Source organism: Microcoleus sp. K5-D4 (assembly GCF_036704575.1).
In the GTDB taxonomy this organism is placed as follows: Bacteria; Cyanobacteriota; Cyanobacteriia; order Cyanobacteriales; family Microcoleaceae; genus Microcoleus.
Window position 1 is genome coordinate 12,532 of record NZ_JAUBSD010000085.1, and the last position, 21,951, is coordinate 34,482.

Annotated in this window: 16 protein-coding genes; 4 read left to right on the forward strand and 12 right to left on the reverse strand. The window is 44.1% G+C overall.

The window, feature by feature from the left end; all coding sequences use genetic code 11:
- Positions 1-8: 8 nt before the first annotated feature.
- The 6 genes from QUA77_RS22620 to QUA77_RS22645 all read right to left on the reverse strand — a co-directional run bounded on the left by QUA77_RS22620 (position 9) and on the right by QUA77_RS22645 (position 5,342).
- Positions 9-455 (reverse strand): DUF202 domain-containing protein, encoded by a 447-nt coding sequence (locus QUA77_RS22620; protein ID WP_333037785.1) that lies wholly within the window; start codon positions 453-455, stop codon positions 9-11.
- A 15-nt stretch (positions 456-470) separates the two neighbouring features.
- Positions 471-893 carry a DUF202 domain-containing protein gene (locus QUA77_RS22625; RefSeq protein WP_333068952.1) on the reverse strand — a complete coding sequence of 141 codons (423 nt, stop codon included), beginning with the start codon at positions 891-893 and terminating at the stop codon, positions 471-473.
- A gap of 146 nt (positions 894-1,039) precedes the next feature.
- Positions 1,040-1,705, reverse strand: a complete 666-nt coding sequence (locus tag QUA77_RS22630) for a hypothetical protein (RefSeq protein ID WP_333452634.1) — start codon at positions 1,703-1,705, stop codon at positions 1,040-1,042.
- Between the two features lie 539 nt (positions 1,706-2,244).
- Positions 2,245-2,907: a cadmium resistance transporter gene (locus QUA77_RS22635; RefSeq protein ID WP_333037780.1), complete on the reverse strand. Its 663-nt coding sequence runs from the start codon at positions 2,905-2,907 to the stop codon at positions 2,245-2,247.
- A 20-nt stretch (positions 2,908-2,927) separates the two neighbouring features.
- Positions 2,928-3,632, reverse strand: a complete 705-nt coding sequence (locus QUA77_RS22640; protein ID WP_333037779.1) for a cadmium resistance transporter — start codon at positions 3,630-3,632, stop codon at positions 2,928-2,930.
- 270 nt (positions 3,633-3,902) lie between these two features.
- Positions 3,903-5,342, reverse strand: a complete 1,440-nt coding sequence (locus QUA77_RS22645; protein WP_333452636.1) for an APC family permease — start codon at positions 5,340-5,342, stop codon at positions 3,903-3,905.
- A 383-nt stretch (positions 5,343-5,725) separates the two neighbouring features.
- On the opposite strand from QUA77_RS22645, the gene QUA77_RS22650 reads away from it, so the two are divergent.
- Positions 5,726-6,649, forward strand: a complete 924-nt coding sequence (locus QUA77_RS22650; RefSeq protein ID WP_333452638.1) for a LysR family transcriptional regulator — start codon at positions 5,726-5,728, stop codon at positions 6,647-6,649.
- A gap of 136 nt (positions 6,650-6,785) precedes the next feature.
- On the opposite strand, the gene QUA77_RS22655 is transcribed toward QUA77_RS22650, so the two are convergent.
- The gene (locus QUA77_RS22655; protein WP_333452640.1) at positions 6,786-7,631 is read right to left on the reverse strand and encodes a prohibitin family protein; all 846 of its coding nucleotides are present in this window, start codon (positions 7,629-7,631) and stop codon (positions 6,786-6,788) included.
- 53 nt (positions 7,632-7,684) lie between these two features.
- Positions 7,685-8,887 (reverse strand): EAL domain-containing response regulator, encoded by a 1,203-nt coding sequence (locus QUA77_RS22660; RefSeq protein WP_333452642.1) that lies wholly within the window; start codon positions 8,885-8,887, stop codon positions 7,685-7,687.
- A 420-nt stretch (positions 8,888-9,307) separates the two neighbouring features.
- On the opposite strand from QUA77_RS22660, the gene QUA77_RS22665 reads away from it, so the two are divergent.
- On the forward strand, positions 9,308-9,823 hold the full coding sequence (locus tag QUA77_RS22665; RefSeq protein ID WP_333037769.1) for a heme-binding protein: 516 nt from the start codon (positions 9,308-9,310) through the stop codon (positions 9,821-9,823).
- On the opposite strand, the gene QUA77_RS22670 is transcribed toward QUA77_RS22665, so the two are convergent.
- The 3 genes from QUA77_RS22670 to QUA77_RS22680 form a co-directional block, all read right to left on the reverse strand.
- Positions 9,810-10,226, reverse strand: a complete 417-nt coding sequence (locus QUA77_RS22670; RefSeq protein ID WP_333062634.1) for a secondary thiamine-phosphate synthase enzyme YjbQ — start codon at positions 10,224-10,226, stop codon at positions 9,810-9,812. The two genes, QUA77_RS22665 and QUA77_RS22670, sit on opposite strands and share 14 nt — an antisense overlap.
- Positions 10,227-10,322: 96 nt before the next feature.
- Positions 10,323-11,423: a glycosyl transferase gene (locus QUA77_RS22675; protein ID WP_333452644.1), complete on the reverse strand. Its 1,101-nt coding sequence runs from the start codon at positions 11,421-11,423 to the stop codon at positions 10,323-10,325.
- A gap of 462 nt (positions 11,424-11,885) precedes the next feature.
- Entirely contained in the window at positions 11,886-12,899 is a 1,014-nt protein-coding gene (locus QUA77_RS22680) for a hypothetical protein (protein WP_333037765.1), read from the reverse strand.
- 122 nt (positions 12,900-13,021) lie between these two features.
- On the opposite strand from QUA77_RS22680, the gene QUA77_RS22685 reads away from it, so the two are divergent.
- Positions 13,022-13,588 carry a hypothetical protein gene (locus tag QUA77_RS22685; RefSeq protein WP_333037764.1) on the forward strand — a complete coding sequence of 189 codons (567 nt, stop codon included), beginning with the start codon at positions 13,022-13,024 and terminating at the stop codon, positions 13,586-13,588.
- A 4-nt stretch (positions 13,589-13,592) separates the two neighbouring features.
- On the opposite strand, the gene QUA77_RS22690 is transcribed toward QUA77_RS22685, so the two are convergent.
- Positions 13,593-18,941: an AAA family ATPase gene (locus tag QUA77_RS22690; protein ID WP_333452647.1), complete on the reverse strand. Its 5,349-nt coding sequence runs from the start codon at positions 18,939-18,941 to the stop codon at positions 13,593-13,595.
- Positions 18,942-19,384: 443 nt separating this feature from the next.
- Here QUA77_RS22690 and QUA77_RS22695 point away from each other — a divergent pair, with 443 nt between their 5' ends.
- Positions 19,385-21,853 carry an ATP-dependent Clp protease ATP-binding subunit gene (locus tag QUA77_RS22695; RefSeq protein ID WP_333037761.1) on the forward strand — a complete coding sequence of 823 codons (2,469 nt, stop codon included), beginning with the start codon at positions 19,385-19,387 and terminating at the stop codon, positions 21,851-21,853.
- Positions 21,854-21,951: the final 98 nt, after the last annotated feature.

Sequence of the window (21,951 nt, forward strand, 5' to 3'; positions counted from 1 at the left end):
GTTGACAATCAATCGGGTATAACAGAACTACTTGGGCTCAGGGCGATTGCCAAAATCGAATAAATTACTCCAATTCCCAATAAGCCCACAGCGAAACTGAAAAATAAAACCATGGCGTCTGGGGGATTGTAGGTATCGTGGTCAATTTGGTGGCGAACGGTGAAGTAATGCTTAGTTGAGATTAAGACTGTCACCCAACCTATTAGAGAGAAGATTAAACCCAACTTCCACCCAATCGCCTGACGGTAATCTACGGGCATTTGCACGACGCGAAGTCGGATGATGACGACGCCAAAAGCCATGAGGGCGATCGCGGCCCGCATCCAGGCTAAGAAGGTGCGCTCATTTGCCGATCGATCGATCGCCCGCGACAGATTTTGCTGCTTTGGTTTCTCATCATCTACTTGCATCGGTTTGAACGATAATTGCACGCGGTCGAACTCTTTAATATTCATATTAAACCGCCACCATTATTCAGGTGCCATCAAACCAAATGAGCTAGAAGGAACGGTGAACATATAATAAATTACCCCAGCCCCTAGGATGGCGATCGCGAGGCTGAAAAGAATTACCCAGCGATCGGTAGGTTCATAAGTATCGTAATCGATATCGTGACGGACGCCAAAGTAGTGCTTAGTTGAGAATAACACCGTCAGCAAACCCACTGCTGAAAAAAGCAAACCCAACTTCCAGCCATTGCCGGGAGTTGGGAGTAGAGGGGGATGAAAGGTGCGAAGGCGCACGATAACTACGCCAAAACCCATCAGCGATATTGCTGTCCGCATCCATGCTAAATAAGTACGCTCGTTTGCCAAGTGATCCCGCACCCGTGACGGGTTTGGTCGCTTAATCTTTTCTGTATTTACTTTTGTGGATTTCCAATTTAATAGCATAGATCAACCTTTTAATTTTAACGGGAAATAAGAAGGTAAACCGATATATTTTCGCTTGGATGATTATCCGCCGGGGATTGCTCCCCGGTAGGATTTTGCGTTGCAACGGGGTTTAAACAGCCGAGTGCTTTACAACTTCACCAAAACTAATCATTTTCCTCAGTAGGGGCGTTGGGAACTTGCGTATCTATGTACGCCTGAGTCACATCAGGAACAAACCAATTCGCATCCCCAGGCTGGAAAATCTTAGCAGTAGGAACGTTGAATTCTACAGCCCCCGTATCGGGATTAGCTCTCGCTACAACTTGAGTTCCGTCAACTATCTTAACAGCTAGACCGCCAGTCAATTCTTCTGAAGGTTGATCGGTCGTTCTTAAATCGGTTGCTTTGATATCGCTGGGTAGATAAATTCCATCGCAATCCCATTTATGTTCAGTTGTTTGGCCGTCAGCTAGAAAATAAAGGGCATTCTCGTAAGTAGAAGAAGCGGCTTTTTTGCGTTTCGGCCCGTAGACAGCCAGGGTTTTTCCTGTCTCGTTGCGGCACTGACCCCAAGGCTTTCCAGTTTCTAAAGTGTATTTTTGAAACTCCAATTGAGAGATTTTTTGCTGAAGTTGCTCAGGGGTATAATTCTGGGCGGTATCGGGTGCGTCTTTCGCTGCCTTGAGAGTGTTCAAAGCTTGAGTCACCTCTATGTAGTCGGGATTGCTCGCATATCTCGGCGTTTTTGGAGCGTCTGCCCAAGATGGGGGAACGAATACTAAATTGGCGACCATTACCAAGAGCACTAAAACAAATTTGAAGATTTTCACAATTTTTCTCCTTTTCTAGATTGTCAGGTTTTTTCCAACTTTCTGTTTGCTTGCTATTTTAAGACTTAGGCAAAAACGAACTATCTTTAACTGGTTTGCCTGAAAAACCAAATTTGGCAGAATCGAAAAATCGGGTTTTTTAGGATTAGACCTCTTGTCAAATTCGAGCGGCGTGGGGTAGTGGCGAAGTGTTCTGGCGATATTTTAAGGATTACTCCTCAAGTTTTTAGCTGAGTTGGATTCACCACTACAGTATTATTGAAATGAAAGGTATATTCTTGCCTAAGTCTGGCAATTTGCTAGCTCACAAGATTGCTTGAACTTTAGTCAAAATTCCAGGCTAAATTAGTTTGAAGCTGCTTTTAGCTCGGTCAATTAGTTCATTATTAACTTAGCATACTGGGTGATATATGGCAAGTAATTTAGACACGATTTTAAGCCAACAATTGGCAAGGTAAAAATGATGAGTTAGAACTTATGAAGTTCGGAAAAATTATCTACCTCTAGAGGGATGTAAGTAGCGAAACCGAGGCTAATTCTTAGTTAAATTGAAATGCCGGGAGCAGGCGATAAGTACCGCTTTCAATCAGAATGAATATTCCCAAACCAATCAAGACAAAAGGGACAACAGCCTTGGTATAGCGCGTCAAAATAGGGGCGATCGCCCTTTGGCGAGTTAATCGGTACGCGACATAAGACCAAACACCTACCATCACCGAGAAAACCGCCAAAATCACCACCAAGCTCGGCAAATCGCTGCTAGCAAACAGCGGCAAATAAATACCGATGTTGTCACCCCCGTTGGCCACTGTTACCGCAGCCACATTCAAAGTTTGGGGATTGAAAAGATTGGCGAGTTTTGACACAGCAGATGAGTTGGATTGACGGTTAAATTCGCCCGATACTGCTTGTACGTCATTTTCCTCATTTTCTGGCTTGACTAAGTGACTGATGCCGATCGCGATCGGAAGCAAACCCAGCAAGCCAATCCAAGCTTTCGGCACAATTAAACCGCCAAAAAAACCGGGCAAACTAGCAGCGATGAGTGCTGCAAATCCGAGGTACTTACCGACAAAGATATGCCGGGGGCGGAAAGTATCATTTACCTGGGCAAAGAACAGCATCGAAAGCACCATATCGTCTATATTGGTTGCGGCAAAAGATGTAATCCCGGCAATAATCGCTGCTGCAATCCAATTCATGTGCTGTCCCTGCAATTTTTCTAAACTTCCGTTTCGCTGGCGTTACTTCTGCTCATAGTTATCAAACAGAAAGCGCAACCAACTAAAGATATTATACTTAAAGTTGGGCTTGCCAGAGTGCCGCTTTTCACCAGAATCGCCATTCCCAATCCGATTAAAACAAAAGGTACTAATTGATTGCCGTAGCGAGTCAAAGTATCCGCGATCGCCCGCATCTGAATTAACCGATAAGCAGCGTAGCACCAAACGCCCACCATCCCGAAGAATACAGTGAGAACTACCGCCAAACTCTCTAAAGTATTGCTAGCAAAAAGCGGCACATATATCCCGATATTGTCGCCCCCATTTGCCACCGTCACCGCTGCTACGCTGTAAGTTTGAGGAGACAAAAAACTGCTAAAAAAAGATTTTTCAGATTGCTCTAATTCTGCCTCAGCTTCCGAATCGTCAGTTTCTGGATTCAACAAGCGGCTAAGCCCGATCGCAATTGGCAGCAAACCCAGCATTCCGATCCAATCTGGCGGAAAGATTAAGCGACCAAAAAACCCCGGAAGGCTAACCAAAACCAGTGCAGTAAAGCCCAGAAACTGACCGAAGACGATATGCCTGCGCCGAAATACTGCATTCACCTGCGAGAAAAACAGCAGCAGAATCAGAATATCGTCAAGATTAGTAGCTGTAAAAGCTGTCATTGCCGTAGAAATTGCTGTTAGTAATTCGTTCATTTCTGTGTCTCCTTAATTTCAGCGGTCTTTGCGGTTGCTCCCGCAGTCCGGCAGGGGTTAAAACCCCCGCCTCAAAGCTCAAGTCCTCTGAAGAGGACTGAAGAAATTATTAGTCCTCTTCAGAGGACTTTTGCTATTAGCCAGGGAATTAATTCCCTGGCGGTCTTGGCGGCTAAATTAACATCTATAAACATCGCCTTGCAACTAATCAAAGCCTTGATTGTCGATCGATACTGCTTTCAATCGAACACCGCCGTAAATTGCATTTTATTACTCGAATTTGGCATGAATTGCGTCAATACCTTGCTCCATTGAACCCACAAGTCCAGGATAGCGCCGCCGCTGCAAGAAAAACCACCCGCAAGTAAGCACCAAGTAGATCAAGAACAAGTAAGGAAACGCATCGTAAGGAGCTTCGGGAACTGGGAACATAGTGCTGCCTGGAATGCCCACACTTCCCGCAATCGGAATCATCATAAATGCGATCGCCGCCACCGAGAACGCTACATCCTGCAGGCGCAATTTACGAATTTTGTGCAGGTAAACCGGAGCCGCGATCGAAATCAAGATGTATACCGTTAAAAATCCGTAGCTGCAAATTGCCCCCAAATAACCCATACAATCAAACAGTTTGATGTTAAACATAGACATCACAGCAGGCACCAAAAATGTCATAAATGTACACATCGTTACTGCAACGTGGGGAGTTCTATTAGATGAATGCGCTACACCTAATGAAGAGTGAAACAAACCGTGCCGCGCCATCATAAAAAACACTCTCGCCGCTGGATTGATGCTGCCGAGCACGCACGCAAAAAAGCTAAATAAAGCGCCTAAAGCCACTAACTCTCCCAGCCAGCCCATGCCGACTTGTTGCGATAGAAAAGTCAGAGGTTCTTCACTATTAGTAATAGAAACTCCAGTCCCGCTAAAACCCAAAACCTCAATATAGGTCATCAGAACGAAGAATAAGCCTGCCATGACAGCACTGCCCATGACAGCCCTGGGGATATTTTTTAAGGGTTTTTTCGCTTCGTCGCCCAGAGATGTAGCACTTTCAAAACCAGAGAAACCAAACATTACTAAGACAAGTCCCGTCGCTATGTTCCCCGGAGTTACGCCTTCCAAAGTTAATTGGGACATATCCAGGGCAAAACCTTTGTGCGCCCAGATGATCATTCCCAAAATAAAAATCGCTCCCACTGATACCCCCTCCAGCCACAGCATCGCCATAGCTGAAAGCTGGATATCTTTATAACCTGCATACCAAGCAACGCCGGCCCCGATCGCTAACAGCGTAATCGGTGACGGATGGATGCCTAAATGACCGATGAAAGTACCCGTAAAGTTAGCAAAACCACACAAAACGGACATCGCAGTAAATAGATAAGCCAGTACCAAACTCCAGCCGCAAATTACGCCGGCAGTCGGGCCTAGTCCTTTAACAATATAAGAATAAAGAGAACCTGCAGAAGCCGATCGACTCGCAAATTGGTTGATATTGATGCTGACAAATACTAGGCCTATCAAGCCGATGAGAAAGCTCAGCCAAGTCCCGTTACCCGAAAGAGCTACAATTAACCCTAGATTAGATGCGGGTATAGTTGTAGGTGCAATGACGGCAAAGGATTGAGCTAAAACCTCCCCGAAGGAGAGGCAGTCCGGCTTTAAGCCGTGGGGACTGTGATTTTTTGGCGTTTTCTTAGTCATTTATCTTCTCTCTTTTTGTCGATCGACTTTTGGCGATCGGCTTAAACTTGTCGGTGCTGCTTCAGCATGGGGCCCTGCGTTAGAAGCTTAAGTATCACATTAAGGCTCTTGAGGGGTAGAATCAAATGTTGTTTTTTATCGAATTAATAAATACAAGTGATGCAGTGCCACCCCGAAAAGAACTGTTGGAATAGCAGACCTATCTGTCGTCAAAAGCTCAAACCCTTGACCTTAAAAGTAAATTTCAAATACCGGCTGGGAACCGTGCTTTTTGGGGAATTCCAATCTGTACCAGAGACTCGATCGAAAAGTTCAAGTCAAAGTTTAGCCGCCAGAGATTTTAATCTCAAAAAATAACTGTATTTAGTAAAAGGGTACTCAGCATGGCCGGAATGACGCTTGACCAACTGCGAGTTTTTCTAGCTGTCGCGGAACACCTGCACTTCAGCCGCGCAGCCGAGGAACTTTACATCACCCAACCCGCTGTCAGCGCGACAATCCAAAGCTTAGAGGCGCAATACGGAGTAAAACTATTTCACCGCATCGGCCGCCGCATCGAAATCACAGATGCTGGGAAGTTGCTGCAAGTTGAAACTCAGAAAATTCTCGACCAAGTTGCTTTGACTGAGAGAGGTTTGCGGGAGTTGAACGACTTGCAACGAGGCGAATTAAACGTGGGTTGCAGTCTGACCATTGGCAATTATTGGTTGCCTGATAAACTTAGCAAGTTCAAACAAAAATATCCTGGTATTTGCGTGAATTGTACTTTGGCAAATGCCGAAGAAATTTGTGCGGGGACGGCGACGGGAACATTTGATTTGGGTTTAGTGACGGGAGACATCAAAGCTTCGCTTAAGATCACTCTGGAAGAAGAAGTTGTAGGCAGCGAACGCTTGCTGATTGTAGTTGGCAAATCTCACCCTTGGTTTGAACGTGCAGATGTGAGTTTAGCGGAAATTGCGGAAACGGATTGGGTGATGCGAGAAGCTGGTTCTGGAGTTCAGCAAATGTTGGAACAAGCTTTGCAAAGTTGGGGCATTAATCCCAATGAATTGAATGTAACTTTAGTTTTGAATAGCAGTGAAATGGTAAAAGCAGTGGTGGAAAGTGGCACAGGTGCAGCCGCTATTCCTGAATTGATGGTAAAAAAAGAATTGCAGCTATCTACACTGCGAGCGATTAAAATTATAGATAGCAAACCAAGTTCTAATGTATGTTTTGAAATAATTAAACCAGTTTTAAAACTGAAGCACAGACAGCGTTTTCAAACTGCAATTACTAAAGCTTTTGAACAGATATTAACTTAAGGTGCTGGTAGTTGCTAATTGATCGCTTACGCACCAATACTCAAGAAACCAGTTTTTTTACCAACATAAAAAGCTAAACGCCGTGTATTTTCGTAAAAAACCCGGTTTCTCCCCACTCGTGCGTCTAGGATTATAATTATCTCTCAACAAATTTCCTCAAATCCAATAAATTTTTACCCCCATCACCAACAATCAGCGGCAATTTCCCATCCCATTTTTCTATAGCCTGCCTTTCCAAAAGTTCCGGAGTCAAATTGTCCCGCAGCAACCTTTGCACTTCGGCTTCTCCCTTGGCTAAATTCACCTTAGCCTCGGCCTGTTTTACTGCCTTCAGCGCTAAAAACTCCCCTGTTTTTGCCTCCTGTTCGGCAATTTGTTTCGCCTCCACGGCCTCGCTAAACCGCTCCGAAAAGTGAACGTGTACTAAAGAAATATCGTCAACGGCAATGTGATATGTAACCAGCCTCAAGGTCAAAAAATCATCGACTGCGGCTTTAACTTCTCCCCGTTTAGTAATAATTTCTTCAGCCGTGTATTTTGCCATCACTGCTTTTAATACTTCTTCAACCGCCGGATCTATAATGCGAGCAACGACTTCCTTCTCGTCACCTATTTGTTGAAAAATAGCATTTGCTTCTTCTGGGATAATATGCCAATTTAGCGCTACATCCGTGAAAACATTTTGCAAATCTTTTGAGGAGGCTTCAGCGGAACTTTCCTGTTTTTGCACCCTGACGCTCAACTTTTTTACACTATAAACTGTGGGGACTATTACGTGAATTCCTTCTCCGAGTACCTGTTCTTGCACTTTACCAAACTGCATCACCACGCCCCGTTCTCCAGCGTTGACAATGACAAAAAATTTGGACAAAATAGCTAAAAAAACTATCAATAGAGCTAGTTTAACAGCTATGTAAACATCATTATTTTTTTTGTTGCTTGGTTTGAGTGTGTCAACGTTACTGCTGGATTCTAAAACCATCTTTCACCCCGATCGCACTTAATTGTCTGCTCAATATTGACTTAATAGGTATTCTATTTTCCTGCCCTCAACAACTGTTCAAAATCCGCTGCTGCCAAAGGAGGACTAAACAAATATCCTTGCATTATATCGCACTTATAGCGCCAGAGAAAATCTTTTTCGGTTTCTGTTTCAACTCCTTCGGCAATAACCTCAAGACAGAGACTGTGCGCCATTTCAATAATAGCTTTCACAATCGCTGCATTTGTGCAACCATCGGTGATATTGCTGATAAAACAGCGGTCTATTTTTAAAGTATCGAAAGGGTATTGCGTCAGATAGCTTAAAGAAGAATACCCAGTTCCGAAATCGTCAAGAGATATACAAACTCCCAAATTTTTCAAGTGTTGCAAAGTCGCGATCGCACTTTCGGCATCTTCTACCATCAAACTTTCTGTCAGCTCTAATTCCAAACTGCTCGGTTCCAAACCAGTTTCTGCTAAAATTTGGGCAACTCTGCTGCTGAGATCCGGTTGGTGAAATTGGCGCGGCGACAGATTCACAGCTATTCGGAGCGGAAAACCAGCATTTTGCCAAACTTGCATTTGCTGGCAGGCTGTCTGCAAAACCCACTCGCCTAACTCTACAATGAAGCCAGTTTCTTCGGCATGGGGAATAAATTCTGCAGGCGAAATTAGCCCTTTTTCTGGATGTACCCAGCGCACTAAAGCTTCTGCGCTCATAATCTTACCTGTCTGGACATTGACTTGCGGCTGATAGTAAACTTGGAATTCTTCTCGTTCCAGTGCGTTGCACAAACGGGTTCTTATCTGCTCTAATTTGTCGGCAGTATTTTGGATAAATTCGCTGCTTTGCGATCGCAAAGTATTGTACTGTTCTGCGACAGCTTCTTGTTTTTTCAAACGGCTCGATACCGCGCCCACCAGTTCAGCTTTACTAAAAGGTTTAGTCAGGTAATCATCTGCTCCCAATTCCATACCTTGCCGCATTTCAGAGCGATCGGCTCTACCGGTGAGAAAAACAAAAGGCACTGTAGCAGTAACAGGATTAGATCGCAAGGCCATCAGCACCCCATACCCGTCAAGTTCTGGCATCATCACGTCGCAAATAATCACGTCGGGAACATTTGACACTGCCGCATATAAACCTTGTGCTCCATTTTCTGCACCCCTCACGTCGAAACCTTCAGCTTTGAGGAGTTTGAGAATATTCTCGCGAATTACTTGCTCGTCCTCAATCACTAGAATCTTTTTCATACGTCATTCCCTGAAAGCGATATAATTGATAGGCGTTACTGAACGCGATAAGCGTCCCAATAACTGAGAACGCACAGCTCGATGGGCCCAACAGCGGAATATTTTCCGACACAAATAGCAAACACCGGAAAAACGCTAATTTTTCAAGCACAACTAGATTAATGTTTCTCTGGTTACTCAGTGCCGTCCGTATTATTACGAGGTTAATTAATAATCTCTCAACTAATTCTAGGCGATCGATAGTTAGCAGCGCCTTAAATAACTGCTAAACTAATTGTGCCACCTGAACGATTGTCTGCAAACAATCTCAGCCTATTTATACCAGTTGCCAAAAATAATGCAACTGCAAGCAAGTTCCAAACCCTTGCGGAGTCAGTCTTCCCCATTCTTCAATGTAAAATCTCAACTTTTAAATCTCAAATGGTATTACCTACTGGATTCCCTGAACCCGCACAGATTGGGGTCATAGAAGTTAAGCAATATCCTCACTACCGCGCTGTCACCTACACCCACGCGGGCGATTTGCGACAAGCAACTGGCATCGCCTTCAATCCCTTATTTCAACACATCAGCAACAACCAAATAGCGATGACAACGCCAGTAGAAGCGCGCTACACGGAAACTTCCGGGCAAATCGATGCAGTTCCCCAAGCAGAAGTTTCGTTCCTCTATCCCGCACCAAATATCGCCCCCAGCAGCGTTAACTCCGCTGTAGAAGTCACAGATACTTCTCCGATGACAGTTGTCAGCATCGGCGTGCGCGGGGCATACACTTGGGAAAGCTACGAAAATAACCTCCAGAAACTCAAAGATTGGCTTCAAGAACATCCCGAATACGAAATAGTCGGGCCGCCGCGCCGCTTTTTTTACAATTCCCCGATGACGCCGGAAGCAACTAAAATCAGCGAGGTACAAATTCCGATCAAGTGCCGCTGACGTGAACAACTAATTCGCGAATGTGACCCCGCTGGCGGTGTTCCCACAGGTAAATTCCCTGCCAAGTTCCTAACAGCAACCTGCCGCGATCGATCGGGATTTGTTCAGAAGTATGAGTCAGCGCAGTGCGAATGTGCGCCGGCATATCGTCTGGGCCTTCCGCATCGTGAATGTAGCGATCGCCCTCCGGTACCAGTTTAGCCAAAAAGTTAGCCAAATCCTTAAGTACATCCGGGTCAGCATTTTCTTGAATCACCAAACTAGCAGAAGTATGGCGCAAAAATAAACTACAAAGTCCCGTTTTAATACCTGAATTCGCCACCACATCTTCTATCTTAGGAGTGATTTTGCACAGAGATTTCCCTGTAGTTTGAATCTTGAGTATCTGTTGATAGTGATTCATTCGATTTTAGATTTTAGATTTTGGATGAGACTGATGCAAAAGTCTTATGTCGGCGGAGGTAGACTTTGTTTGTGTAAGAGCGATTTCTAATCGCACTTATGAAAAATAGTCTACAACAGCTTGGGCGATCACCTCCGTACCATTTTTATCCAATTTATCCGACAAACAGGGCGGATGCAGCGGTTGTCGCAAAAACTCCCACTCCCCCTCAAAAAATTCCGTCTCCGTCAAGATTTGATGTTCCGCATAATTTTGAATCCCTTCAAGCAACACCGCAGCTTCTGCAAAACCTTCTCTCATTATAGAAATAACAGGTATTTCCAAGCGCAAAGCTTCCGCAAAAGTGCTGTATCCCGGTTTAGAAACTAAGCGCCCACACACAGGCATAATATCAACCGGACGCGGTAAAATCGGGAAAGATTGTGCAAACTCCTGATTTTTGACATAAATCAAATTCGGCAAATCGGGAGCTCCCGCATCAAAAGTAATAAATTGCCAGTCGCTAAATAGCTGTAAATTTTGATAAGGAATTTCCTCTAAACCCAATCCGCCGAAAGTCAGCAATACAGTTTTTTCCAGCGGTGTTTCGATGCCGAATACTTCCCGAATTTTTTCATTACTGTAGCGAGGATTGCCGCCAGTCAAGCCCACATCTTGAATATTTGGGAAAGCTGCCATCGGTTCGTGTAATGGAAGACGAAAAAGCCGATCGCACATTCCGAAACTTTCACCAATCCAATCTGCCATTTCTACAAATTCCCCGCCCCACTCGCGATAGATAAAATCCCACCCGAAATTGCTCATCATCCAGCAAGGAACCCCAGCCGCTGCCGCCATTCGCGTTGCCAAAGGAGGAATGTCTGCCAGCACCAAACCCACCCGATTTTGCTTGATAAAATTAACTTCGCCCGCAATTAGGGAATTTTGCTTTTTCCGAATTTCCCGTAATTTTTCCAGCGTTGCGTCTTTATCCATATTCAAACTGTCAGCTTGCACCACACCCACATCAAAAGCGCGGGGACGGTGGATAAAGTCGCCACCAATATAACATTCTAGCAGCCAGCGAGGTGCTGTTGTTGTGATAATTAGTAAGATATCTGGATTTAATTCTTGAATTTTTGCAGCTACGGAAGCAACTCGGACAGCGTGGCCGAATCCGTGATTGGTGATGGCAATATATAATGTTGGTCGAGACATTTATAATTGGGAATTGGGAATTGGGAATTGGGAATTGGGCATCGGGCATCGGGCATCGGGCATCGGGCATCGGGAATTGGAGGTAGAGACTGGAAGCCAACAAGGCCAAGCTTCAAGCGACGCACAACGAACAATGACACAATTAATAACTAATGACTAATGACTAAGCGGTTGTGTATTTAACTTGTATAGCTATCCTAAATCATTTGTGAATTTCTTACTTCCTCCCCTTGATAAGGGGAGGGTTGGGGTGGGGTAAAAAATTTACGACTCCTGCAAGGATTGCTATATATTCCTGGCGTTGCTCAGAGCAACGGTTCCGAATATTTTTATTATTAGTGACTATAATAAAATTAGTTTTTAATGATGAACGCCAGTCCTCTCTTTGTGAATAAATTAAAACTAAAAATTTTCCTCCTAACTTAATTATAATTGTACAGGCATCGAATAGGCAAGAACTGATCAATCGGACGCGCCCTCAGACCAAACAGGCAATTGATTAATCTTGTTCAGCGTTATATCTACATACTTTTGACCCTCCGTCGCCAGATTTTCCCCAAAATATCCATCATCGCCGTCGTGCTTGTGAGGGCCACTCAAAGCTTCTGCATAGCGGCCTTGCAAACGAGCTTGGTTGAAAGGAGAAGTCGCGTACCAGTACCAGCGACTCGGAAAAACTATGCCGCCAATATCCTCAATTGAATCGCGAGTGCCGCGAAAGTGGAAAATGCGATCGGCTTCTGCAAAACCATTTTCTCCCGAAAACACGCCCCCAACCGAAACAACGGTAATTTCTGCCTTCAGCCATTCTTTAAGATAGCGAGTAGCACCCAAAGCAACTTGTGCGCCGCCGCTAGTGCCAATTAAAATAACTTTCAAAGGTTTTTGAGAATTAACTGAAATGGGAGATTGAGCATTCATGCGATCGATAATTGCATTAGCCATTCCCTGATTGTATGCAAAGCCGTAGCGATAATCTAGAGAAATTGCAAACCTCCAGAGATTGCGAATTTTAATGAATATATTCCCCGCAATCGGCCCTTTTTTTGCCTGTTCTGCAAACCGCCAAAAAGGAGCTAGCCATCGCTCTCCTCCTAAACTTTTGTTAGACGCTGAATAAGGAAAAACATCGCCCACTGCTACGCACTGCGGGTGAGTTTTAACTAAACGCTTGAGAAAGAACTCTTCGCCAGGGGTTAATTCGTCCCCCGAAAAATCCCCAACTCCCGGTAAAAAGATGATATAACAATTGAGTTGCGAAGACTTGCGGGCTTCTAAATTGCCCTTGTTTGAGGGTAATATCTCCGGCGGGTTTTTCTTGAGACCCAAAGTTTCGGCACTTTGATTCAGCCACCATATAACAGTCCCCACCGGCGAAAGAATGCCCCAAATTATCAGGATTACACCTGCGATGAGCAACAAATTTAAACTTCCCCCGCGCAGCCACGCAAGTATCCGTAAAATCAATCTTAGCATTTAATAAAATCTGGTAGAATGCCAATTAATTACTTAATTACCTAGAAATAGGTCGGTGATTCTGCTGTATTAGACCTTATTTTGTAAAAATTGTCAACTATCTTGAGGAGCAGGAGTTCCACGTGAAGGGAGAAGATTCAATTGCAGGTTTGGGGGCAACGCTTTGGAACGCACTTTCTTTGAACGGCAATTTTTACGAAAAAACTCCCTACACTCGCAGAACTAAGCGAATAGCTTTAACAATTGTAATTTTAGCTGCGCTGTCCCGCGTTTTGGGCAGCGCCGTCATCTTGTTAATCAATCGAACTGAGCTATCAGTGTTATTTTTAGCACTTTGGATAGATGGTTTGGCAGTTGCGGGGGGTTATTATTTTTGGACTTTCACTATCTTTAAAATCGGAGAGTGGCTGAAGCAGGGGCACGTAACTTATGGGGAGTTGTTGGTGCCGATCGGCTTTGCTTACGCGCCCCAAGTGCTGAATTTTTTAACTTTAATTCCCTTGCTGGGAGAAGGAATAGAGCGGATATTAGCTGTGTGGAGTTTGCTAGCTGTAATTGTGGCGGTTCGCCAAGGTTTGGATATTCAAACTCGCTGGGCGGTGTTAATTTGTTTTGTGGGTTGGCCGTTGATTCAAATTGCGATCGGCTTTGTGAAAGTAATTGAACAGTTGCTTTCACGATGGCTTTAATTGATCAATACGGCAGCAGTATAGTAAACTCGGTGCCCTCTCCAGGTTCCGACTTGCAAATTAACTTTCCTCCATGTTGTTCTACCACAATTTGATAACTGATAGACAATCCCAAACCAGTCCCCTTACCTATCGGTTTAGTAGTAAAAAACGGATCGAATAATTTACCCAGCACCTCCGAATTCATCCCCACACCATTATCAACAATGCGAATCGCTATTTGATTTCCTTCCGCGACTTCAGTGCAAATCTGAATTGTCGGAGTCTGTTTCGAGTCAACTTCACTCCCTCTTTCGCGAGAAAAAGCATCAATCGCATTGGTCAGGACATTCATAAATACCTGATTAATTTCTCCAGGATAGCAGTTCACTAAAGGCAAATTGTCGTACTCCTTGATCACTTGAATATCAATTAATTTGTGTTCCAAAATCATCAACGTGCTGTCGATACCTTCGTGAATATTAACCCATTTTCTATCAGATTCATCTAACCGAGAAAAGTTTCGCAGCGACAGCACAATATCGCGAACCCTCGCAGCGCCCACTCTCATTGAATCTATCATTTTAGTGAAATCATTCATTAAAAAATCTAAATCTATTTGCTCTATTTCATTTACTATTTGTGGTACGGGATTTGGGTAATTATTTTGGTATAAACGTAGTAGATTTAGTAAGTTCTCAGCGTATTCGTTGGTGTAATATAAATTTCCATAAATAAAGTTAATCGGGTTATTAATTTCGTGAGCAATTCCCCCGACCACTTGACCTAAACTGGACATTTTTTCACTTTGAATTAGCTGCACTTGAGTGTGGCGAAGTTCTTCCAGTGCAGTATGCAAATTCTCAGTTCTTTGGGCTACTCGCGTTTCCAGAATATTATAAAAACGAGCATTTTCTAGAGAAATAGCTGCTTGTGCAGACAGGATTCCCAAAATTTCTAACCTGTCGCTAGTAAAAGCACCTTTTGTTAAATTGTTTTCTAAGTAAAAAATTCCTGTAAGGTTGCCTTGATGGATAATTGGCAATACCAGGATAGATAGGGGTTGATTTGCCACAATATAAGGGTCAAATTGGAATTGATCGGATCGGGTAGCATCATCTAAAACCAAGTATTTTTGGGTTCTTTCTACATAGTTAATCAATGAAAGTGGGAGCATCTCGGATTCGGCAATCGGGAGAGATTGTAACAGGGTTACATCATTAAACTGACCTGTAAGTCCAGCTTCTATAAATAATTGATTACCTGTCTTGGCAAGAAATAATACTTTTTGAGCGCCTGCGTTTTCCTTTACAAGCTGTACAAGTTTCTCTAGCAAACGGCTGAGGATAATTTCGCTCGAAACAGCTTGAGATGCTTTGACAACAGTTGGTAAATCCAGCATCAAGCTATTGTCAACAGTAGTGGTAGCAGTCATGATATCAACATTCTTAGATATTGCTCCTTGATTGCGATCGACTAAATAAGGATAACGGGATTCTAAGTATTTAACTTTTGCTATAGCTCCCCAGCGGATGTAGGCATAATAAGCTTTTGTCAGATAAGATCGAGCAATTATCTCTTTATCCAAAGATTGATAAAACTCTCCAGCTAATTCATAAGCTAATGCTTCTTCTTGGATGTAACCGTTAGCAGCCGCTCCTTTAATAGCTAAGTCATAATAATCCATGGCTGCAAGTTTATCGCTGAAAAGTCGAGCTTTCTCAGCTTCAACTAACTCATACTTGTGCTGATAATTCATGGGTGCATGGCAGGCCCACTTTTTCATAATTTGCTGATTAGAGTTAACAATAGCTAGGTATGCTTCTTGATTGTCACTTTCAGGATAGTGAGCGAGGAGGGCCAGCGAATAGTAGAAATTGTGTACCCCAACAGTGATTAAGCCGATCGCCCCATCTGCGTATTCTGCAGCTAATTTACCGCTGGCAACAGCCCCAGCATCATCTTTCAATAAATAAAGCAGCATCAATTTAGCAACATAAGCTGCAAACAGCGACATTCGATTATTTTCTTTCTGCCAACGGGACATCACAGCAGGTTCATCCAACCTGAAGCTACCTAACCGTACTTGCTCTGCTGTTTGGCTTCTTAAGCTTGAAGCAATTATTTGCCAAATTTGAGCATAACCTATGGCAAATTCGTGTTTATTTTTTTGCAAAAACTCCATATAAACGGTTTGTTTATCTTCGACATATTCTAGCGGTTCTCCCACCAAAAATAAATTGGTAATATAGTGCTTACAATTATAAATTGCCCATTCTACATCCCCCGTCTCGACACCAACTTTCATTCCTTCTAGAAAGGAAGCAAGTGTATTTTTCGTAGACTCTTTCCAGATTCTGATATGAGCATTAAACATTACATAAACCTTAGCTTTCTGTTGGCTAGCATTAAATTGTTCTAGCAGTTTTAAAGCAATTAATCCAGCGTAGTAGCCAGCTTCGATGTCGCCTGCTGTCCCGCACAGAATCATTCCATAAAGAGTATAGGGAAAAGTAGCTAATGCTGAATGACCATGATCGATACAAAGATTGACCATAGTCAAGACGAGGGAGGACACAATTTCAGGTTTGGCAATATAAGCAGGAGGATAGAGGGCTGTCAGGATTTCCATAGCTGCCAGTAGATATGGATCTGTCATAACTGGCAGGTTTTCTAATTCCTCAATTCGCGGCAATTTTGGCACTGCAATGGTTTCGTTGTCTAATAGGTTGAGTCCCAGCATTTCCAGCACTTCTAAACCTGTTTCAACAGCTTTTAGCATCTGGCTTTGAGCCTGATAAAATAGGATCTTGAGCTGATACACTTTCACTATGTCAAGCTGGTTTTTAGCCGATCGCAAAACCACTTCTGCCAAAACTTCTGCTTGCTCAAAGTTGGTGTTTAAATATTCCGCTTCTAGCGTCTCTACATACAAGCGCAGCGTCATGCTATAGTTGCGATCCCAGCTATCAGGTGCTAATAACGACATTCCCGCATTCAAATACTTAACCGCGGGTTCGTAAGCATTAGCTACTTTTGCCTTATGTCCAGCAATTAAATTTAATCGGGCTAATTCATCTTTTTCTGATTGCAGGAGCAGACAATCAATTCCTACATTCAACTGGTTGATAATATCAAAAATTTTCTCTTCTACTTTATCGGCGGGCGTATTTTCAAACAGCAATTTACCGATGCTAAGATGAGTGACTTTCTTTTCATCATCAGGAATCAGCGAATATGCAGCTTGCTGGACGCGATCGTGCAAAAATTTATAGCTGATTCGCGAAGAATCGAAAGTTAAATTAGCTCCTCCTTCTCCATCTAAAAATAAAGGAATGAGGTAACTCTCATTCAAAGGAAGTATTAACCCTGCTTGCAAAGCATCCCAGAGTTCAGTCGCCGTGACGGATGGAGATTTTGCGTTGACAGTAGATAGAACATCTAAAGTGAATTTGTCGCCAACACAAGCCGCCAATTTCAAAATTTGTTGTGTAGTCTCTGGCAATTGTTGAATCCGACTGGCTACCAGTTCAACTACACTCTTATCTGTGATGCCAATAGCGTGAATCTCCTCCATGTTCCACTGCCACTCCCCTCTGCTTCCGGGAGACTGCTGCCGGGAAAAGTCAAATCTCAAAAGTTTTTCTTGATAAAGAGTGTTGAGCAATTGCGTCAAGAAAAAAGGATTCCCACCAGTCTTATTCCAAATTAACTCCGCTAAAGATTGAATTCTGTCTGATTCATTCAATGTCTCCGAAATTAACTCAGTAACCTGGGCTAAAGAAAGAGGTTCCAGCACTAAATTGTTGATAATAATACCCGTTTTTTGAAGGTACTCTAATGTTTGCATTAAAGGATGTGTAGAGCTAACTTCATGGTCTCGATAGGCTCCAATAAATAGTAAATATTTGCTATCTGGGTCAGTCGCTAGCAATTCCATTAATTTCAATGTCGCTGAATCTGACCACTGCAAGTCATCGATAAATATAACTAATGGATGCTCTTTTTGCGCGAATACGTGGATAAATTCTTTGAATAGCCTGTTAAAGCGGTTTTGTGCTTCTGTGGGGGCAAGTTCCGCAACGGCAGGCTGTTTGCCAATTACCAATTCTAGTTCGGGAATCACGTCAATAATTACTTGTCCGGCATCGCCTAGTGCGGCTAAAAGTTGATGTTGCCAATCTTGTAATTTTTTGCTATTTTCGGCAAGTAACTGCTGGATCAAAGATTGAAAAGCTTGAATTAAAGATGCGTAAGGTATATTCCGCTTGAATTGGTCAAATTTACCTGAAATAAAATAGCCCCGCTGTCTGGTGATGGGTTTTTGAATTTCGCTAACTACAGCAGATTTGCCTATGCCTGCATAACCCGACACTAGGATCAGTTCAATTTGGGAAGGGGAAGAATTTTCCTCGCAAGGATTAGCTACACGTTCAAATGCTGCCAATAGTTCGCTGACTTGTGTTTCCCGACCGTACAATTTTTGAGGAATCAACAACTGACTCAATATATCTAAGTTTCCGGGGGTAAAATCTACTATCTTGCCTGTAGTTTCTAACTGATGCAAACAAATTTCTAAATCTGCTAATAATCCGCCTGCTGTTTGATATCTATTTTCGGCATTTTTTTCCATCAATTTCATCACAATTTGTGAAATTGATGGTGGAATGTCTGAATTAATTTGATGCGGTAAAATTGCTTGAGAAGCTATGTGACTGTAAACAATTTCTAAAGGGTCATTGCTCATAAATGGCAATTGACCTGTCAGCATTTCATATAAAGTGATTCCGAGAGAATAAAAGTCGGTGCGGTAGTCTAGGGTGCGGTTCATTCTCCCCGTTTGTTCGGGAGACATATAAGCAAAAGTACCGACTATCGAGTTAAGATTATTAATTTGGGGAGTTTCTTTGGACAATCGTGAAGCAATCCCGAAATCAGTCAGTTTAATAATTCCTGTTTGGCTGTTGATGATGATATTGCTCGGCTTAATATCTTTGTGAATAATTTTTTGAAGGTGTAGATATTCTAAGGTTTTTATGAGTTGGATACCAAACCTCAAACAGGTGATGACTTCGAGCTTTTGTCTGGACATGAGGCGATCGATAGATTCGCCATTAAAGTCTTCTAAAAGCAAGCCGAGACGGTTATCAAAGGTTTCTAGGCTAATGACTTTAATTAGGCCCGGATGGTCTAAATGTTGGCGAATGCGATACTCGTGCTTGATCCGGGTAATTGCATCGAGGGTGGGATATTCAGCTTTCAGGATTTTGAGTACGGTTGTATCCTGGTGGGTGGGGATTTTTCCTCGATAAATAATCGTTTCGATACCTTCGTGGAGAGTGGAGTGGATTTGGTATTGCGAGAGAAATTGCATGGAGTTCTCCTCAGAGTTGAAAATATATCTGATTCTACTCGCTGTTCGCTGTTGACTGTTGGCTGTTGGCTGACGGCACGACCACTCTCAACCTTCAAAAGTCTTGACAGGGCAACTGTTATATGCTTAATTCAACTATGTACTTAGGCAAAGAAAAATCAAGCTTTATTTACTCGGACAAGAATATAATTTCTACATAAAATGATAGTATTCAGGCAATCAAGCCATTTTGCTACTATTATTCTCAATTAATATCCGATCGACAGCGGACGGCAACCACACCCCTACTATTCGGGTCTCCCCACTGTCCCTACCCCTTTAGCAAGATACATTGTTAGAGAAGGAAATACACAAAAATTTACATCTATAATTTGTGTAGTGTTCCAAATCGCTCCTCACCAGCAGCGATACAGCCCTCGCCCAGACAGTAGGATAGAAAAAATATGTTTGAACGCTTTACAGAACAAGCCATTAAAGCAATCATGCTAGCCCAAGAGGAAGCGCGACGCCTCGGTCACAATTTTGTAGGCACCGAGCAAATTCTTCTGGGTCTCGTCGGCGAAGGCACTGGCATCGCTGCAAAAGTATTACTGGATATGGGCCTCAACTTGAAAGAGGCGCGCAATGAAATCGAAAATATCATCGGTAGAGGTTCCGGGTTCCTCCCGCCGGAAATTCCTTTTACGCCCCGCGTCAAGCGCATTTTTGAGACGGCGCTGAACGAAGCGCGGCAGTTAGGCCACAATTACATCGGCACCGAACACATCCTGCTGGGGCTGATTCAGGACGATGAAGGGGTGGCGGCGAAGGTGCTGCAAAACTTGGGGATTGATCGCCAGAGAGTCCGCACGCAGGTAATTCGTGCCGTGGGAGAAGTCGCGGCAGTACCCGGAGGTAGGGGAGATAGCGGCGATCGCAAAATCCCGACTTTAGAAGAATTTGGCACAAACCTGACCAAGTTAGCCGCAGCAGGTAAACTCGACCCCGTAGTGGGCCGCGAAAATGAAATCGAGCGCGTGATCCAAGTGCTCGGCCGCCGCACGAAGAACAATCCAGTATTAGTAGGCGAACCAGGGGTCGGCAAAACAGCCCTCGCCGAAGGCTTAGCCCAGCGGATTGTTAATAGAAACGTCCCGGAAATTTTAGAAGACAAACAAGTAATCAGCCTCGATATGGGTTCGCTGATTGCTGGTACAAAGTTCCGAGGCGAATTTGAAGAACGGCTAACGAAAATCATGGCCGAAATTCGCGCTGCCGGCAACATCATTCTGGTCATCGATGAAATTCACACCTTAGTCGGTGCAGGCGCAATTCAAGGCAGCATGGACGCCTCCAATATGCTCAAACCCGCCCTTGCTAGAGGCGAATTGCAGTGTGTCGGCGCCACTACCTTGGACGAATATCGCAAGCACATCGAGCGCGACGCTGCCTTAGAACGCCGCTTCCAACCGATCAAAGTCGGCGAACCGAGCGTGGCTGAAACAATAGAAATATTGTACGGGTTGCGATCGGCTTACGAACAGCATCACAGACTGACAATTTCCGACGCAGCTTTAGAAGCAGCGGCTACACTGTCAGACAGATACATTAACGATCGGTTTTTGCCAGACAAGGCGATCGACTTAATTGACGAAGCAGGTTCCCGCGTCCGCGTGATGAATTCACAAACCCCGCCTGAAGTTAAAGAGCTCAAAAAGCAACTGCCGGCAGTAACAAAAGAAAAAGATGCAGCAGTACGCGAGCAAGACTTCGACAAAGCTGGAAAATTGCGCGATCGTGAATTAGAAATTGAAGCCGAAATCGCAGAAGCTACGATCAATAAAAGTCAGCTCAAAACTTCTCCCATCGTCACCGAAGAAGACATCGCCCACATCGTGGCTAATTGGACGGGAGTACCGGTCAGCAAGCTGACAGAATCCGAATCGGAATTGCTGCTGCACATGGAAGATACTTTGCACCAGCGCTTGATCGGTCAAGAAGAAGCTGTCAGCGCAGTTTCTAGGGCTATCCGTCGCGCGCGGGTAGGCTTGAAAAATCCCAATCGCCCGATCGCCAGTTTCATCTTTTCCGGCCCCACAGGCGTCGGCAAAACGGAACTTACAAAAGCATTGGCCACTTATTTCTTCGGTTCCGAAGAAGCCATGATTCGGTTAGATATGTCCGAATTCATGGAACGCCACACGGTTTCCAAACTCATCGGTTCGCCTCCCGGTTACGTCGGCTACGACGAAGGCGGCCAACTAACAGAAGCAGTCCGGCGCCGTCCTTACACGGTCATCTTGTTCGACGAAATCGAAAAAGCTCACCCGGATGTCTTCAACATGATGCTGCAAATCTTGGAAGACGGCCGCTTGACGGATGCTAAAGGTCGGACAGTAGACTTTAAGAATACACTGCTGATCATGACCTCAAACATCGGTTCGCGAGTGATTGAAAAAGGCGGCGGCGGTCTCGGTTTCGAGTTTGCTGAAAGTGCCGCAGACGGTCAGTACAACCGCGTTCGCAGCCTGGTAAACGAAGAACTGAAACAGTTTTTCCGTCCCGAATTTATCAACCGCTTGGATGAGATTATCGTCTTCCGCCAGTTGAACAGAGAAGAAGTGAAGCAGATTGCGGACATTATGTTGCAGCAAGTCTTCAGCCGCTTAACCGAACAGGGTATTACTTTGTCGGTGACAGAACGGTTCAAGGACTTGTTAGTTACAGAAGGCTACAATCCCAGCTACGGTGCTCGACCTTTGCGCCGCGCAATCATGCGGTTGTTGGAAGATGTACTAGCTGAGGAAATGCTGTCTGGGAAGCTGAAAGATGGCCAAAAGGCGATCGTTGATGTGGATGAAAACGGTCAGGTTAAGGTAGTGCCCGATGGTTCATCTGAGCCGAAATTGCCCGAATTCGCATTGAGCCATTAATGCGCTCTACAGACAGATAAATACCTGGGGGGGTGACAACCCACCCAAAACCCATAGCTAGTAAGGATTGAGCCAACTTGTGGTAAAAAAAGATAGGC

Excerpts from the sequence above, each read along its gene's own strand:
- QUA77_RS22620 (WP_333037785.1), bottom strand. The coding sequence starts at position 455 with ATGAATATTAAAGAGTTCGACCGCGTGCAATTATCGTTCAAACCGATG.
- QUA77_RS22625 (WP_333068952.1), bottom strand. The coding sequence starts at position 893 with ATGCTATTAAATTGGAAATCCACAAAAGTAAATACAGAAAAGATTAAG.
- QUA77_RS22635 (WP_333037780.1), bottom strand. The coding sequence starts at position 2,907 with ATGAATTGGATTGCAGCAGCGATTATTGCCGGGATTACATCTTTTGCC.
- QUA77_RS22640 (WP_333037779.1), bottom strand. The coding sequence starts at position 3,632 with ATGAACGAATTACTAACAGCAATTTCTACGGCAATGACAGCTTTTACA.
- QUA77_RS22645 (WP_333452636.1), bottom strand. The coding sequence starts at position 5,342 with ATGACTAAGAAAACGCCAAAAAATCACAGTCCCCACGGCTTAAAGCCG.
- QUA77_RS22650 (WP_333452638.1), top strand. The coding sequence starts at position 5,726 with ATGGCCGGAATGACGCTTGACCAACTGCGAGTTTTTCTAGCTGTCGCG.
- QUA77_RS22655 (WP_333452640.1), bottom strand. The coding sequence starts at position 7,631 with ATGGTTTTAGAATCCAGCAGTAACGTTGACACACTCAAACCAAGCAAC.
- QUA77_RS22660 (WP_333452642.1), bottom strand. The coding sequence starts at position 8,887 with ATGAAAAAGATTCTAGTGATTGAGGACGAGCAAGTAATTCGCGAGAAT.
- QUA77_RS22665 (WP_333037769.1), top strand. The coding sequence starts at position 9,308 with ATGGTATTACCTACTGGATTCCCTGAACCCGCACAGATTGGGGTCATA.
- QUA77_RS22670 (WP_333062634.1), bottom strand. The coding sequence starts at position 10,226 with ATGAATCACTATCAACAGATACTCAAGATTCAAACTACAGGGAAATCT.
- QUA77_RS22675 (WP_333452644.1), bottom strand. The coding sequence starts at position 11,423 with ATGTCTCGACCAACATTATATATTGCCATCACCAATCACGGATTCGGC.
- QUA77_RS22680 (WP_333037765.1), bottom strand. The coding sequence starts at position 12,899 with ATGCTAAGATTGATTTTACGGATACTTGCGTGGCTGCGCGGGGGAAGT.
- QUA77_RS22690 (WP_333452647.1), bottom strand. The coding sequence starts at position 18,941 with ATGCAATTTCTCTCGCAATACCAAATCCACTCCACTCTCCACGAAGGT.
- QUA77_RS22695 (WP_333037761.1), top strand. The coding sequence starts at position 19,385 with ATGTTTGAACGCTTTACAGAACAAGCCATTAAAGCAATCATGCTAGCC.